This is a genomic window from Comamonas odontotermitis (genome assembly GCF_020080045.1).
GTDB lineage: Bacteria > Pseudomonadota > Gammaproteobacteria > Burkholderiales > Burkholderiaceae_C > Comamonas > Comamonas odontotermitis.
The window spans coordinates 1,580,015-1,595,619 of record NZ_CP083451.1; the positions used below are offsets into that span (position 1 = coordinate 1,580,015).

Genomic DNA, 15,605 nt, shown 5'->3' on the forward strand with positions numbered 1-15,605 from the left:
CAAGGGCCGAAAAAGCAACGCCATGGGGCGCGCGCAAAGCGGTGCGGGCTGGCGCAGGCGGCGCAGCCACAGAGATCAGGGAAGACATGGTTCATCCGGGTAAAGCAGGGCGCAGCCACGCACAGCGGCAGGGCCCGGTTGGTTTCAGGCAGGGGAAACGGCTTTAGAACGTGTTTACGATCTCTACGCAGCCGCGTTGGAGTGCAATCGGGATGAGTCCGAAGCGCTGGGCCGCAGCTTGCACCGGGGTGCAAGCAAGGGACAGCGCGAAGAAATCGCCCGATTTCACTCCAACCCGGAGGGACAGTGGCTTTGCGGGCGGTCTGCGTTGTTGCAGCGCTTGCCAATAGCTGGCTATTGGCTGCGCACTGCGCCGCTAGGCGCGCCCCTCGCATCCCATCCCGCAAAGCCGCTGTCGCGGCGCGAGGAGATCGTAAACACGTTCTTACACGGACGGAGGCGGCCCGCGCGGGGGCAGCGGCGCCCCCACCACGGCTGCAAGACGCGCGGCAACAATGGGCTGCACGGCCCGGCCCAGCGGCTGGGCCTGGGGGAGCTGGGGCATGGTATCGACCCCGGGCAGTGCCAGCGTGGTCAAACACATCGGGCAATCGAGGTGGTGCGGCGCCTGCGCGCTGTCGTCGCCGCTGTCGCCCACCACCACCAGCTTCATGTCACCGCTGCTGGAGCAGACCACATCCCACTGCTGTGGCGCGACGATGGGCGAGGCCATGCCCACGCCCAGCGTCAGCGCAAACCACACCAGCACGAGGCGGGCGGTCAGGCGGAGTGAGCGAAGGGCTTGCATGGCGCCGCATTATGCAGGATGAGGGGGGCAGTGGCAAAAAAGCCGCCGGGCAATGCCGGGCGGCCAAAAAACTGCCGCAATGGGAGCGGCAGCGTGCGCGGGGGGGCGGAGGGGCTCGCCACCCCGGGCATTTCGTCAGCGTCAGGCGGCTTGTGCCTCCAGAACAGGCGTGGCCACGGCACGGGCGATCTCTGCCTGGCCATTGGCGATGCCGGCGGCACGGGCCTCGGGGCCCATGCCGAGGCCTTCGGCGCGCACAAACTGCACGTCGGTCACGCCGATGAAGCCGAAAATGGTCTGCAGATAGGTTTCCTGGTGCTCCATGGCGCGGCCCGCTTCGGTGGCCGAGTACTGGCCGCCGCGCGATTCCACCACGATCACCTTCTTGTCGCCAGCCAGGCCCTCGGGGCCGTTGGCGGTGTAGCGGAAGGTGCGGCCCGCCTGCAGCACGCGATCGATCCAGGCCTTGAGCTGGCTGGGAATGGTGAAGTTGTAGAAGGGCGCGCCCATCACCACCACGTCGGCAGCGAGGAACTGGCTCACCAGCTGTTCGCTGATGGCGTTCTGCGCGCGCTGCGCTTCGGTTGTGGCCTGCTGGCCAGTGCGAAAGCCCAGGGCATCTTCATTCAGGTGGGGGGGCGTGTTCACGGCCAGATCCAGGTACTCCACCTCGGTGTTGGGGTGAATGGCGACCCAGGCCTTCACGGTCTCCGCTGTCAGTTGGCGGGATACGGAGTTGGCGCTCAGGATGGACGAATCGATGTGCAGCAGTTTCATGGTCTCAAAAATGGAGTCAAAGATGGAAATAGGCGGGCTTGCCGTCGCGGCAGCATGCTGCGCCTTGACCTAGAAATTCTGTCAGGTTTGCCTCGCGCAATTGACCCGTAAAAAGGAAATAGATTGTTCTATTTTTAGAACCATGGTGGCAAAATCTAGCCAACTGTCTTGGCCACGCACCGCGTGGGTGCGATGTGGTGCAGTGCTTTGCATTGGTATCGATTTCGCTATTAAAAATGTAGCTTCTGGCGCTTTTCTGTATTGCGCTCCAAGGCATTCTTATTCATTGTTTCTGAGCCACCACCATGATGCACGACCTCAATGACATGTATTACTTTGCCGAAGTGGTGGAGCGCGGCGGCTTTGCTGCTGCGGGCCGCGCGCTGGGCATTCCCAAATCGCGCCTGTCGCGGCGCATTGCCGAGCTGGAAGGCAAGCTTGGCGTGCGCCTGCTGCAGCGCACCACGCGCCGCCTGTCGCTGACCGACGCGGGGGAAACCTTTCTGCGCCACTGCCAGTCGGTGCGGGAGGCTGCGCAGAACGCGCAGGCCGCCATCGAACAGACCCAGCGCGAGCCATCGGGCACCGTGCGTGTTTCGTGCCCGGTCACGCTCAGCCAGGGAATCGTTGGTGCGCTGCTGCCGGAGTTTCTGCGCCGCCACCCCAAGGTGCGCATCGAAATGATGGTGAGCAACCGCACCATCAATCTGCTGGAAGAGGGGATCGACGTGGCGCTGCGGGTGCGCGTGTCGCTCGACGACAGCGGCAGCCTCGTCGTCAAGCGCCTGGGCATGACGCGCCAGGTGCTCGTGGCCAGCCCCGAACTGCTGGCCATCCATGGTGAGCCCACCTCGCCGCAGGATCTGGGCACCAAGCTTCCCACACTGGCGCTCAACAGTGCCGATGGCCATTCCACGCTGCAACTGCAGACCAGCGCGGGCGAGCCCATGGTGCTGCACCACCAGGCGCGCTATGTGGCCGACGATCTGGTGACGCTGAAATACGCGGTGATGGACGGCATCGGCGTGTACTGGATGCCCGACTACATGGTGCGCGAGGAGTTGGAGCGCGGCGATCTGGTGGAGGTACTCAAGGACTGGCGCCTTCCGGAAGGCATCTTCCACGCAACCTTCGTGTCGCGCCGCAACATGGCACCGGCGCTGCGCGTGTTTCTCGATTACCTGGGCGAGAAACTGCCGCAGCAGCACCCGCGCCTCATCAACCGGCTGGCGTAGGTGCTTTCAAATATCAATTAGGTATAACAAAACAAAAAATAATTCGTTGTGGTTTGAAGGGCCGGGCCGGACAATGCGCCCATGTCTGTCTCCGCTGCCGCTGGCTCCACGGGCTTGAAAGCCGCCCGCACCGCACTGGAAGGTTCCGCCTTGCTGGCGCGCCCGCTGGTGCGCAGCGCCTCGGCTGAGAGTGCCAGAGGCGCTGAAGACAACGGTGCGGATGTGGGCGCTCAGCCTGTGACGGTCATCATCGTGCCGGGCTGGCGCAATTCCGGCCCTGGCCACTGGCAAAGCCTGTGGGCCGAGCGCATACCGGGAGCGATCCGGGTGCAGCAACTGGATTGGGCCAAACCCCACCGCGCCGCCTGGGCAGCCGCCGTGCAGCAGGCGATTCTGGGCGCGCCGCATCCCGTGGTGATTGCCGCGCATTCGCTGGGCTGCATTGCCAGCGTGCATGCGCTTGCCAGCCTGCCGCCCGAGGCCCTGGCACGTGTGGCGGGGGCCCTGTTCGTGGCGCCGGCCGATCCGGAGCGCCGTGCGCTGTTTGAGGATTTCAGCCCCGTGCCAGCGCAGCCGCTGCCGTTTGGCAGCATCGTGGCAGCTGGCAGCAACGACCCCTATTGCCCCATCCGCATGGCCAGCGCCTATGCCAAAAGCTGGGCCAGCACCTTTGTGCGGGTGCCCGATGGCGGGCACATCAACATCGAATCGGGCCACGGCGAATGGCCGCTGGGCTGGGCCCTGCTGGGCGCCCTGGTGGCGCAGGCACGGGTGCGGGCGCCCATACGGGCGGTGGCCTGAGTTGCTGGCTGGCCTGCAAAGCGGGCGCCTTGCCTGTCTCGCGCTTGCGACACAGGGGCAGCACGGGCGTGCATTCGCTGGCGTTGCGCCGACAATGCCGCCATGGCCATCAACACGCCCCAGATCATTGACACCGCCCGCCAGGTGCTGGAGATTGCGGCGACCATTGCGTTTGCGCTCTCGGGGGTGATCAAGGCCGCGCACAAGAAACTCGACGTGGTGGGTGTGTGCGTGGTGGCCTTCATTGCAGCGTTCGGTGGTGGCACCCTGCGCGATCTTCTGCTCGACCAGCGGCCCTTCTTCTGGGTGCGGCACGAAAACTTCGTCTGGGTCGTCATGCTGGTGAGCCTGCTGGCCGTGGGCTTCATGCGCCAGCGGCACTTTGCAGTCACCGAGCGCGCCATGCTCTGGCCCGACATGCTGGGCCTGGGCCTCTTCGCCGCCGTGGGCGTGGACATGGCGGCAGAGCAGGGCATGTCGCCACTGATGTGCGTGATGATGGGGGTGATCACCGGCGTATTTGGCGGCGTGCTGCGCGACGTGCTGTGCGGCGAGATTCCGCAGGCCTTCCGCGACCACCAGCCCTATGCCGTGTGTGCCTTCATCGGCGGCTGGGTGGACATCCTGCTGCGCAACTCCCCGGTGCCGGAGATGGCACCCATGCTGGCCTGCGTGTTCGTCACTGCCGGATTGCGTGCCATTGCCCTGTGGCGGCAGTGGCGCCTTCCGAGCTGGCGCGTGGAGTGAAGGGGCAATGGTTGTGTCGCGTTGAATAAAAAACCACCGCTGCACGGTGGTTGGTGAAGAGAGGATGCAGCGAGGCGCAATGCGTCAGGCCGCTTCTCCTTCTGGCGTCAGCACGAGGCGCCCGACGGCCTTGCCCTGTTCCAGCGCCACAAGCGCTGTGAACGCCTTGCTGAAATGCATGCAGGTGGTGGGCACCGGGCTCAGGTTCTTGTCCTTGACCAGCTGGATCAGCTCCTGCAGATCGCGCAGGTTGCCTACGTAGGTGCCCTGGTAGGTCAGCGCACGGATGGCGTGCGTGGGGGTTGGCAGGTCCACATGGCCGCCGAACAGACCAATCTGCACCAGATGGCCGCCCTTGGTGAGCAGGTCGATACCGGCCTGCACAGTCTGGCTGGAACCCACGCAGTCGATGATGGCCCAGACGGCGCCGCCAGCGGCTGCCTTCACATCGGCCAGGAAGGTGGGCGACTTGGGGTCGATCACCGTGTCGGCACCGGCTTTGAGCGCCGCTTCGTGCTTGCTCACGTCAGGCTCGATCACCACCACGCCTGCGCCGCCCATGGCTTTCATCAGCAGGATGGCCATGAGGCCCAGGCCCCCGGCGCCAAACAGTACGATCTTCTCGTCCTTGAACACCTGCGGGTCAATCTTCTTGATGGCACTGTAGGTGGTGAGGCCCGAGCAGGCATACGGCGCTGCGCGCTCGGGCGGCATGTCGCCGATATCGACCAGGTAGTAGGCGTGCGACACCAGCACATGGTCGGCATAGCCGCCGGGCTGGTACACGCCCATCGATTTGCCTGCAAGGCACAGGTTCTCATCACCACGCTTGCAGACCTTGCACTGGCCGCAGCCGTGCCAGGGGAAGACCACGTATTTCTTGCCCACTTCCACGCCCTTGGCGTCGGGGCCCACGGCGATGACTTCACCGGCAATTTCGTGGCCCATGGTGAGCGGCAGCTTCATGCCACGGTCGGCCATCGACAGCTTCTTGCCATTGCCCAGGTCGTACTCGCCATGCCAGATGTGCAGGTCCGAGTGGCACACCCCCGCTGCCTCGATGCGCACCAGCACCTGATCGCCGGTGGGCACTGGGGTTTCGCGCTCGGTGCGCACCAGGGGTTCACCAAAGGCGGTGACTTCGTAGCTGATCATGGACTGTCTCCTTCGTAGTCGAATCGGTAATGGTGCGACCCGCTTGCGGGCCTTGCAACAATTGATGGTAGTGCCAGCCGCCCTGCGGAGAAACTGCCCCGGTGCCGCACCAGTCACCTAGGGGATAAAGCGGTGCAGGCCGTTTTGGTCAAGAAGTGGTTGAAGAGCGCCCATGGCCGTTGCCTGGTGCCATGGACTGGGGCGGCCTAAGAACGTGTTTACGATCTCCTCGCGCCGCGACAGCGGCTTTGCGGGCACCCGGCTAGGGGCGCCCGGCTAGGGCCGCCCCTGACCGGACGAGCGCCCCTAACCGGGCGTCCCCAAACCCACTGTCCCTCCGGGTTGGAGTGAAATCGGGCGATTTCTGCGCGCTGGCCCTTGCTTGCACCCCGGTGCAAGCTGCGTCCCATCGCTTCGAACGCATCCCGATTGCACTCCAACGCGGCTGCGTAGAGATCGTAAACACGTTCTAAGGTGTTTTTGCAGGCGCAATGAAAAACGCCCCTTGCAAGGGGCGTTTGGTGTGCGTGCGATGGGTGTGTGGCTAGCGCGTTCTCGGCGCCAGATTGCATCAGCGCTTGGCTTTGAAGATGGCCAGCAGCAGTACGACGAAGAACACCGTGAAGGCCACGAACGACCAGTTGGCGATGGAGCCGCCCAGGAAGGTCCAGTCAATCGCCGTGCAGTCGCCCGAGCCACGGAAGATCATGGGCAACGAACGGCTGATGGGGTAGTTTTCGATCATGCCGTAGAAATCGCGGCCGCAGGTTGCAAACTCGGGTGGATACCACTGCAGCCAGCTTTGGCGGGCGGCGGTGAAGGCGCCAAAACCGGCAAACAGCACCGCCAGCCAGGCAAAGCTCTTCCACCAACCGGCGGTCGATGGCTTCAAGCTGCCGATCAGCGCAAACACGCCAACAGCAATGAGGCAGTAGCGCTGAACGATGCACATGGGGCAGGGCTCCAGGCCCACCACATGCTGCAGGTACATGCCAAAGCCCAGCATGGCCGCGCAGGCCACAAAAATCAGCGCCAGGGTGCGGCGCGGTGCGTTCCAGATCCAGTTCACGATGTTGTTGTCCTTGTTGCTGCCTTATCGGGGCGAGCCCGATATCCGGCCATCTTAAGCGAAGCGGTCAACTCCGCTCAACCCGTCACAGACAGGCAGTTGAGGCAAGGCAGGAAACCTTGTTGCAGCAATGCAGCAGCGGGGTTTCAGCAACAAAGCATCAAAAGGGCAGTGACCAGGCCAGATTAGATGTTGGCAGCGTAATCGACGAAAACCTTGGCTTGGCGCGGTGTCACCACCAGCGTTTCGCCTTCCTTGAGGCCCATGGCACGGTATTGCTGCGCAGGAATCTGCGCTTCAATCAACCGTTCTCCATCGGCACCCTGGGCTTGGTGTCCGTTCGTTGGAATAAGTTCCAGGCGCGCAATCGGCCCCACGACAATGGCACGGTCGAGCTGGGCGATGATGCCGCGCGGGCGGCCCTGGGCGTCCTTTTCCTGGCCGGGCGAGTAGCGCTCCACGTCCAGCTCGTGCGGGCGCACGTAGGCCAGGGTCTGGGCGCCGTTGGCTGCATTGGCGGCAGCCAGCTCGGGCGAATCGATCTGCACGCCGCCTTCGACCACGGTGTGGCCGTCCACGGCGCGGCCGTGGAACAGGTTGACATCGCCCAGAAAGCCGTAGACGAAGGGGCTGGCGGGGTGGTCCCACACCTCCTGCGGCGTGCCGCTCTGCTCGATTTGCCCCTTGTTGATGACGACCACGCGGTCGGCCACCTCCAGCGCCTCTTCCTGGTCGTGGGTGACGAAGATGCTGGTGACGTGCAGTTCGTCGTGCAGGCGGCGCAGCCAGCGGCGCAGCTCCTTGCGCACCTTGGCGTCCAACGCGCCAAAGGGCTCGTCGAGCAGCAGCACCTTGGGCTCCACGGCCAATGCACGGGCGAGCGCAATGCGCTGGCGCTGGCCGCCCGAGAGCTGCGAGGGGTAGCGGTCGGCAATCCAGTCGAGCTGCACCAGTTTGAGCAGGCTCATCACCTTTTCCTTGATCTGTGCTTCGCTGGGGCGTTCCTTGCGCGGCTTGACGCGCAGGCCGAAGGCGACGTTCTCGAACACCGTCATGTGGCGGAACAGGGCGTAGTGCTGGAACACGAAGCCCACGTTGCGGTCGCGCACATGCACGTCCGTCGTGTCTTCGCCGCTGAACTGGATGGTGCCGCTGTCTGCGGTTTCCAGCCCGGCAATGATGCGCAGCAAGGTGGTCTTGCCGCAGCCCGAGGGGCCGAGCAGCGCAATGAGCTCGCCCGACTGGATGTCGAGGCTCACGTTGTTCAGCGCCTGGAAGCTGCCAAACGACTTGGAGATGTTTTGGATTTCGATGCTCATATCCAAACTTTCAAAATTTTATGTATTCAGGCGGCCACGGCGCTGTCATCGCGCGGGCGCTCGGGTGGCAGACTGGCGGCGGCCTGGCGGTCTTTTTCGGCCCGCCACTCGGCAAAAGTCTTGAGCACCAGCGTGACCAGTGCCAGCAGTGCCAGGAGCGAGGCCACGGCAAATGCGGCTGACGATTGGAAGTCGGCATACAGGATTTCGACCTGCAGCGGAATGGTCACCGTCTGGCCCCGGATCGCGCCCGAAACCACCGACACCGCGCCAAACTCGCCCATTGCACGCGCGTTGCACAGGATCACGCCGTAGATCAGGCCCCACTTGATATTGGGCAAGGTCACTTTCCAGAAGGTCTGCCAGCCGGTGGCGCCCAGCACAATGGCGGCCTGCTCCTCATCGCTGCCCTGGGCCTGCATCAGCGGGATCAGCTCGCGGGCGATGAATGGGAAAGTCACAAAGATGGTGGCCAGCACGATGCCGGGCACGGCAAAGATGATCTTGGTGTTGTGCCCCTCCAGCCACGAGCCGAACCAGCCATTGGCGCCAAACAGCAGCACATAGGTGAGGCCCGCCACCACGGGCGATACCGAGAACGGCAGATCGACCAGCGAAGTGAGCAGCGCCTTGCCCTTGAACTCGAACTTGGCAATGGCCCAGGCTGCCGCCACGCCAAACACCAGGTTCAGCGGCACGGCGATCACCGCCGTCAGCAGGGTGAGCTTGATGGCCGACCACGCGTCGGGCTCGGTCAGCGCCGCCACGTAGGTGTCCCAGCCCTTGCGCAGGGCTTCCACAAACACGGCCAGCAGCGGCAGCACCAGAAAGATGAGCATGAAGACCAGCGCGGCACCAATCAGGCTCCAGCGTACCCAGCGCGGCTCGGTCACCGTGCTGGTGGGTTGCGGGCCCTCACGGTGCGATACATACAGGTAACTGGCGATCACCGCGCCCAGCACGGCAACCACACCGGCCAGCAGATACAGATACATGGATTGCATGGTTCAGATCCCCGCGCGTTTGCGTTGCCAGCTTTGCAGGCCGTTGATGAGCAGCAGCAGCACGAACGAGATCACCAGCATCACCATCGCAATGGCGGTGGCGCCTGCGTAATCGTGCAGCTCCAGCTTGGCCATGATGACGAAGGGCGTGATCTGCGACTCCATCGGTTTGTTGCTCGAGACGAAGATGACCGAGCCGTACTCGCCCACGGCGCGTGCAAAGGCCATGGCAAAGCCGGTCAGCAGGGCAGGGCCGATGGCGGGCAGGATCACCTTGTAGAAGGTCTGCCAGCGCGAGGCGCCCAGGCTGCCTGCGGCTTCTTCCAGCTCTTTCTCGAAATCTTCCAGCACGGGCTGCACGGTGCGCACCACAAAAGGCAGGCCGATGAAGATCAGCGCAATCACGATGCCCACGTTGTTGAACACGAGCTGGATGCCCAGCGGCGCAAAGTACTGGCCGATCCAGCCGTTGTCGGCCAGCAGGGCGGTGAGCGAGATGCCGGCCACAGCCGTTGGCAGCGCAAAGGGCAGATCGACCAGCGCATCGATGATCTTCTTGCCCGGAAAGCTGTAGCGCACCAGCACCCAGGCGATCAGCATGCCAAACACCAGGTTGACCACCGCGGCAATGGCCGAGGCGCCAAACGTGACTTGGTAGGCCGACACGGCGATCGGGTCGGAGATGACTTTCCAGAACTGCGCCCAGGTCAGCTCAAAGGTCTTGACGAGCAGGGTGGCCAGCGGAATCAGCACGATGATGCTGAGGTAGAAAATGGTGTAGCCCAGTGTGAGGCCAAAGCCCGGTAGCACGCGCCGGGCAGCACCCCGGCGGGAGGCTGGCGCGGCGGTGGCCGGGGCAGTGAGTGCAGCAGACATGAATCGCAGTCCGGTATTTACTATGAATGCAGGAGCGCATAGCGCCCGACTGGCGGGCGCTATAGACAAAATTGACTCTTACTTCTTGTCGCCGGTGAACAGCTTGTCAAACTGCCCGCCATCGCCAAAGTGGGTCTTCTGCGCTTCGCCCAGGCTGCCAAAGTACTTGGCGACCGTGAACTGCTTGATCGGCTTGAACACATCGGCATGCTTTTTCAGCACGGCTTCGCTGCGGGGGCGGATGGCGTGCTTGGCCGCAATTTCCTGGCCCTCGTCGGAGTACAGGTAGTCCAGATAATCCTTGGCCAGGGCGCTGGTGCCCTTTTTCTCGACGGTGCGTTCAACCACCGCCACAGGGTTCTCAGCCGTCACGCTGACCGATGGATACACCGCATCGACCTTGCCCTTGCCGAATTCGCGCTCGATGGAGACGACTTCCGACTCGAAGGTGATCAGCACGTCGCCCACATTGCGCTGCAGGAAGGCGGCGGTTGCGTCGCGCCCGCCCTTGGCCAGCACGGGCACGTTCTTGTAGAGCTTGCTGACGTAGGCTTGCGCATCGGCGTCCGAGCCGCCCTTCTCACGCACCTGGCCCCAGGCGGCCAGGTAGGCGTAACGGCCGTTGCCGCCCAGCTTGGGGTTGACCACGACGACCTGCACGCCGGGCTTGACGAGGTCATCCCAGTCCTTGATGCCCTTGGGGTTGCCGTTGCGCACCAGGAACAGCATGGTCGATGTGGTGGGCGATGCATCGTTGGGGAACTTCTTGGTCCAGTCCTTGGCCACCACGCCCTTTTCGGCGAGATACTCCACGTCGGTCGTGGTGTTGAAGGTGACCACATCGGCGGCCAGCCCTTCGGCCACGGCGCGAGATTGCGCGCTCGATCCGCCGTGCGACTGGTCTACCTTCACATCGATGCCCTTGGTCTTTTTGTAGTGGGCGATGAAGGCGGCGTTGTAGTCCTTGTAAAACTCGCGCGCCACGTCGTACGACACGTTGAGCAACTGGTTCTGGGCCAGGGCCGAACCACTGGCCACCACGGCAGCCGCTACCAACAAAGACTTGATTCCACCGAATTTCATGTTCTGCTACCCGCTTGTATGGATTGATGTAGCAAATTGTGGACTTCTGTTTTTAAAACTCAAACGAATATATTCTTTTTTATTTATGGTGTTTTTGGAATATAGAGCGGGTGAGGCGTGGATGCGCCCCTTGGGGTGCCACCAATCGTGAGGACCGAGCGGGAGGGCTCTGACCCCGTTTTTGGTGCTGGTTTCGGGTTCAAACGGATATCAAATGGCATAAAAAATAGCTGCGAGCGCCCAACCATCAAGCGCCAGCAGCTATTTATTTTGTAGTGTGAACGCCGCTGATTCAGGCGGATGCCTGGCCTTCCAGCGTATCGGCGTCTGCGGGAAACAGCACACCTGCTTCGTCCGGGTGCCAGGCGGGGTACTTGTTCATCACCTGTTCAAACAGGGCAGAGTCGGTCAGGCGCGTCACCCATGCTTGCAGATGCGGCCAGGGCTGGGCCTGCCAGGCGGCTTCGTCGATACCGGCGAACTGGCGCACAAAAGGGCGGATCGCCATGTCGGCCAGGCTCGGGTCGCGGCCAAACAGGTAGCCGGTAGCAGCAAGCTGCTCGTTCAGCCCCGAGAGGAAGGCTCGGGCGGCGTCTTGTGCAGCAGCGGCGTCCGCTTCGGGGTGGCGGTTGGGGTATTTGCAACGGTCCAGTGCCTGCTTGAACTCACCATCATTGCGGGCAATCAGGGCGCGCATGTCGTCCATGCTGCCTGCCGTGGGGGCGAGCCAGCCGTCCGGGTCGTTCTGGCCAAGCGCCCACAGCATGATGTCCAGGCTCTCGTCGATGACCGTGCCATCGGCCAACACCAGCACCGGCACGGTCGCCTTGGGCGAGGCGGCCAGCAGGGCCGCAGGCTTGTCCTTGAGCACCACCTCGCGCAATTGGCACTCTACGCCCGCCTGGGCCAGGGCAAGGCGCGCGCGCATGGCATAGGGGCAGCGGCGGAAGGAGTAGAGCACCGGCAGGCCCTGCAAGGCGGTGAGCTGCTCGGCCATCTTCTGCTGGCGCGGCTGCTGCGAGCTGGCCTGCGTATGGCCCAGGTGCGATTCGCCACGCGCGGCGGCCAGATCCATCTGGCGCTGGCGCTCGGCCAGGGCGGCTTGCTGCTCGGGTGTGCGTGTGCCATGGCAGTAGGGGCAACTGACGCCGCGCACATAGTGGGGGTGCTGCATGTCCGCCTCGCCCAGGGGCATGCGGCAACTGCGGCACAGCTGGTGCGGGCCGCGCTGCAGGCCGTGGCCCACCGAGACGCGCTCGTCAAACACAAAGCAGTCGCCCCACCACATCGATGCGTCCTGCGGAATCTCTTCGAGGTACTTGAGGACGCCGCCCTGCAGGTGGTAGACGTTGTCAAAGCCCTGCGACTTCATGTAGGCGGTGGATTTTTCACAGCGGATGCCGCCGGTGCAGAACATGGCAATCTTGTCCTTGCCATGCAGCACGCCGCCCGGCTGCGATTGCTCGGCCACCCATTGCGGAAACTCGGTAAAGCTCTTGGTGTGCGGGTTGACCGCGCCTTCAAAGCTGCCAATGCCCACTTCGTAATCGTTGCGTGTGTCCACCAGTACCACATCGGGCTGGCTGATGAGGGCATTCCAGTCTTCGGGTTTGACATATTGGCCAGCATTCAGCGCGGGGTTGAGCTCTGGCACGCCCAGCGTGACGATTTCGCGCTTGAGGCGCACGCGCATGCGGTAGAAAGGGTTGGCGGCCGCAAAGGCCTCCTTGTGCACCAGATCGGACAGGCGCGCATCGCGCTTGAGCCAGTCCAGCACCGCGTGCACGTCATCGGGCAGGCCAGCAATGGTGCCGTTGATGCCTTCGTGGGCGAGCAGCAGCAGGCCTTTGACCTGGCGGGCGTCGCACAGGTCTTGCAGGGGCTGCTGCCAGTCCGCGAACTCTGGCAAATCGATGAACTGGTAAAGCGCGGCGGTAAGGTATTGCTGAGGCATGGGGCCAAGATGATAGCGCCCGGGCCGTGCTGGGGTGGTCTGCATGGTTTAAAAGCCGCCCAGCCTGCCGCGCTATCTGCCACTGGTTTGCGCTGCATCGAACGGGCTTTGATTGCCAGTTGACGGCAACGAAAAAGCCCGGCAAGGCCGGGCCTGGGTGCGCGTGCGTACGGGCAGCTTACTTGGCCTGCAGCCCGGTGATGTCGTAGAAGTTGATCTTGTTGCCATCCGGGAACATGCGGTCGCCGGGCTTCATGCCAGCCGGGCAGGCACCCATGTATTCGCCCTTGATGTTGCGCGTGGTCTCGACGATCTGGCCGTCGGGCATCTGCTGTTTGGTGACCGAGAGCACATGGAAGTTGGTCTGGAAATCGCCGGTGATCTTGCGGCTGGTTTCGATGCGCTGTTCGGTCTGGCCGACCTTGCAGTTGGAGGTGAACTGCCAGCCATTGCTGTCCTTGTTGCTGCCGGTCTGGCACTGCTGGACGTCGTGCTTGGCCTTTTGCAGCTCACGGGTCTTGTAGAAGGTGTCCTTGTCCATGCAGTCCTGGAACGTCACGGTCTCACCAGTCTGGTCGGTCGAGCTGACCTGCCAGTGGCCGGACTTGGGACGGGGCAGGTCTTCGATACCGCCGGTGGAGGCGCAGCCTGCAGCCAGCAAGGCAGCGGCAATGACCGACAGGGAAGTGGTGTAACGGATGGGTAGCATGTGATCCTCTCAAGGTGAGCCATCCCGCAGGGGATGTTTTTGCTAGGGTGTTATGTCTTGATCCTAGGAGACCCGCTGGCAGCACTCTGTCTGACGAGTGCCGCCTCTCGTGTAGGAGAGGGGAGCGGGCTGAACTGACTGTAACTGAATTTGCGGCGCTTTCCGGGAAGGTTTTAAGCGCTGTGCAATTCATGGCCTTGGGTGCATTGCTGCTGCAGCCAGGTCTCGAAAGTCTGCAGGGCGAGCGACGGCGCGCGAGCCTTGGGCTGGGTCAGCCAGTAGCTGCCAGTGTCCAGCGTCTGGGGAAAAGGGGCGATCAGGCGGCCTGCCTGCACGTCACGGGAGAACAGGCGCATGGGCAGCAGGGCCACGCCCAGCCCTTGGGCAGCGGCCTCGGCCAGGGTCAGCGACGAATCAAACACCGTGCCGCGCAGTGCAGGGCATTCCATGTCGGCATGGCGGAACCAGTCGTTCCATTCGCCCGCGCGGTAGGAGCGCAGCAGGGTTTCGCGGGCCAGATCGGCGGGTTGGGAGAGGCGCGCGGCGATGGCAGGGGCGCACATGGGCGTGAGCGGGGCATGCAGCAGCAAGGTGGCAGCGGTGCCATGCCAGGCGCCATCGCCAAAGCGGATGGCGCAATCGAGCCCTTCACCAGCCAGATCCACCCGGTTGTTGTGGGTGAAGATGCGCAGGTCGATGAAGGCGTGGGCTTCCTGCAGAGCGCGCAGCCGGGGCAGGAGCCAACCGACGGCAAAGGTGCCGACCACGCCGACCGACAGCACCTCGCGTGGGCGCCTGTCGTGTACCTGCTCCAGTGCGCGGGCAAGGCTGCCGAATGCGCCGCTGACCACGGGCACCAGGGCCAGGCCTTCGTCGGTCAGCGCAAGGCCGCGCGGCAGACGGCGGAACAAGGGCTTGCCCAGCTGTTCTTCCAACTGGCGGATGTGCTGGCTCACCGCTGCCTGGGTGACGTGCAGCTCCAAGGCTGCCCGGGTGAGGTTGAGGTGGCGGGCGGCAGCTTCGAAGGCGCGCAATGCGTTCAGCGGTAAATGCATTTGGTATAAGTTTTTCTATGGGTTCTTCTTGGTTTTCATCGTTGGTCAAAGCGGCCTATTCCTTATAAATTCACGCCATCCTCAACGAATGACTGATTTTAAGGATTGAAGATCATGAAAAGAAGAAAGTTTTTCTTGGCTATCGGCAGTGCCGGCATGGTGGCTGCAGCGCATGGGAAATCTCCTGCGCCCAAGGCGGCGGTCAGCGAGACCCAGCGCACCTTCACCAGCGCCATGCAGGCGATCGAGCAGCGCGTGGGTGGGCGCCTGGGCGTGGCGGTGCTGGACACGGGCTCAGGTCTATCCCTGGGCTGGCGGCAGGGTGAGCGGTTCCCGATGTGCAGCACCTTCAAGATGCTGCTGGCCGGACAGGTGCTGTCCGAGGTCGATGTGCGGCGCGAGCGGCTCGACGCCGAAGTGCGGTTTGACCGCTCCATCCTGGTCGAGCATTCGCCGGTGACGGAAAAGCACGCCGGCATATCGCCGATGACGGTGGCGCAGCTGTGCGATGCGGTGATGACCATCAGCGACAACGGGGCGGCCAACCTGCTGCTGGACCGTGTAGGCGGGCCAGCGGGTTTTACCCGCTATATGCGCAGCTTAGGCGATACGGTGACGAGGCTCGACCGGATCGAACCCGCCATGAGCGAGTCGCGCCCGGGCGATGTGCGTGACACCACCAGCCCCGAGGCCATGCTGACCAGCATGCGCGCGCTCACCCTGGGCCGTGCCCTGAGCGTGACCGGGCGCAAGCAATTGGTGGACTGGATGCTGGCCAACAAGACTGGGGACAACTGCCTGCGTGCAGGCGCCAAGAGCTGGACGGTGGCCGACAAGACCGGCTCCGGCCCGGGCACCCGCAATGACGTGGGCCTGCTCTGGCCGCCCGGTGGTGGCGCGCCGATTCTGGTCACCAGCTTTCTGACAGCCACCAAGGCAGAACCCCCGGCCCGCGATGCAGTGTTGGCCAGCGTTGCGGCGCAGATCGTCCAGCAATGGGGCTGACGCTGCGG

The 15,605-nt window shown here is 63.6% G+C and carries 15 protein-coding genes and 1 pseudogene; 4 read left to right on the forward strand and 12 right to left on the reverse strand.

What is annotated here, in order from left to right; translation table 11 throughout:
- Positions 1-445: 445 nt before the first annotated feature.
- Together LAD35_RS07395 and LAD35_RS07400 are read right to left on the reverse strand one after the other, a co-directional pair.
- Entirely contained in the window at positions 446-808 is a 363-nt protein-coding gene (locus LAD35_RS07395) for a DUF2946 family protein (RefSeq protein ID WP_224152056.1), read from the reverse strand.
- A gap of 141 nt (positions 809-949) precedes the next feature.
- A complete protein-coding gene (locus tag LAD35_RS07400) occupies positions 950-1,585 on the reverse strand; it encodes an FMN-dependent NADH-azoreductase (protein WP_224152057.1) in 636 nt (211 codons plus the stop codon).
- Between the two features lie 308 nt (positions 1,586-1,893).
- On the opposite strand from LAD35_RS07400, the gene LAD35_RS07405 reads away from it, so the two are divergent.
- The 3 genes from LAD35_RS07405 to LAD35_RS07415 all read left to right on the forward strand — a co-directional run bounded on the left by LAD35_RS07405 (position 1,894) and on the right by LAD35_RS07415 (position 4,368).
- A complete protein-coding gene (locus tag LAD35_RS07405; RefSeq protein ID WP_224152609.1) occupies positions 1,894-2,820 on the forward strand; it encodes a LysR family transcriptional regulator in 927 nt (308 codons plus the stop codon).
- Between the two features lie 81 nt (positions 2,821-2,901).
- Positions 2,902-3,621, forward strand: a complete 720-nt coding sequence (locus LAD35_RS07410) for an RBBP9/YdeN family alpha/beta hydrolase (RefSeq protein WP_224152058.1) — start codon at positions 2,902-2,904, stop codon at positions 3,619-3,621.
- A gap of 102 nt (positions 3,622-3,723) precedes the next feature.
- Positions 3,724-4,368, forward strand: coding sequence for a trimeric intracellular cation channel family protein (locus LAD35_RS07415; RefSeq protein WP_224152059.1), 645 nt, complete (start codon positions 3,724-3,726; stop codon positions 4,366-4,368).
- Between the two features lie 84 nt (positions 4,369-4,452).
- Here the strand turns inward: LAD35_RS07415 and LAD35_RS07420 are convergent, their stop codons facing one another.
- From LAD35_RS07420 to LAD35_RS07465, 10 genes and pseudogenes are all read right to left on the reverse strand, one after another.
- Positions 4,453-5,523: an alcohol dehydrogenase gene (locus LAD35_RS07420; RefSeq protein WP_224152060.1), complete on the reverse strand. Its 1,071-nt coding sequence runs from the start codon at positions 5,521-5,523 to the stop codon at positions 4,453-4,455.
- Between the two features lie 571 nt (positions 5,524-6,094).
- Positions 6,095-6,595: a disulfide bond formation protein B gene (locus LAD35_RS07425; RefSeq protein ID WP_224152610.1), complete on the reverse strand. Its 501-nt coding sequence runs from the start codon at positions 6,593-6,595 to the stop codon at positions 6,095-6,097.
- Between the two features lie 182 nt (positions 6,596-6,777).
- Positions 6,778-7,911 carry a sulfate/molybdate ABC transporter ATP-binding protein gene (locus tag LAD35_RS07430; protein WP_184707437.1) on the reverse strand — a complete coding sequence of 378 codons (1,134 nt, stop codon included), beginning with the start codon at positions 7,909-7,911 and terminating at the stop codon, positions 6,778-6,780.
- Positions 7,912-7,937: 26 nt separating this feature from the next.
- Positions 7,938-8,915 (reverse strand): sulfate ABC transporter permease subunit CysW, encoded by a 978-nt coding sequence (cysW, locus tag LAD35_RS07435; RefSeq protein WP_184707439.1) that lies wholly within the window; start codon positions 8,913-8,915, stop codon positions 7,938-7,940.
- A gap of 3 nt (positions 8,916-8,918) precedes the next feature.
- Entirely contained in the window at positions 8,919-9,791 is an 873-nt protein-coding gene (cysT, locus tag LAD35_RS07440; protein ID WP_224152061.1) for a sulfate ABC transporter permease subunit CysT, read from the reverse strand.
- A gap of 78 nt (positions 9,792-9,869) precedes the next feature.
- Positions 9,870-10,874 carry a sulfate ABC transporter substrate-binding protein gene (locus LAD35_RS07445; RefSeq protein ID WP_224152062.1) on the reverse strand — a complete coding sequence of 335 codons (1,005 nt, stop codon included), beginning with the start codon at positions 10,872-10,874 and terminating at the stop codon, positions 9,870-9,872.
- Between the two features lie 292 nt (positions 10,875-11,166).
- Positions 11,167-11,871: a glutathione S-transferase gene (locus tag LAD35_RS07450; RefSeq protein ID WP_224152611.1), complete on the reverse strand. Its 705-nt coding sequence runs from the start codon at positions 11,869-11,871 to the stop codon at positions 11,167-11,169.
- Between the two features lie 300 nt (positions 11,872-12,171).
- Positions 12,172-12,873 (reverse strand): annotated as a pseudogene (gene trhO, locus LAD35_RS07455) (oxygen-dependent tRNA uridine(34) hydroxylase TrhO); the annotation flags it as partial.
- Positions 12,874-13,006: 133 nt separating this feature from the next.
- Positions 13,007-13,537 (reverse strand): DUF3617 domain-containing protein, encoded by a 531-nt coding sequence (locus LAD35_RS07460; RefSeq protein ID WP_224152063.1) that lies wholly within the window; start codon positions 13,535-13,537, stop codon positions 13,007-13,009.
- Positions 13,538-13,710: 173 nt separating this feature from the next.
- A complete protein-coding gene (locus tag LAD35_RS07465; RefSeq protein ID WP_224152064.1) occupies positions 13,711-14,592 on the reverse strand; it encodes a LysR family transcriptional regulator in 882 nt (293 codons plus the stop codon).
- A 114-nt stretch (positions 14,593-14,706) separates the two neighbouring features.
- On the opposite strand from LAD35_RS07465, the gene bla reads away from it, so the two are divergent.
- The gene (bla, locus tag LAD35_RS07470) at positions 14,707-15,597 is read left to right on the forward strand and encodes a class A beta-lactamase (protein WP_224152065.1); all 891 of its coding nucleotides are present in this window, start codon (positions 14,707-14,709) and stop codon (positions 15,595-15,597) included.
- Positions 15,598-15,605: the final 8 nt, after the last annotated feature.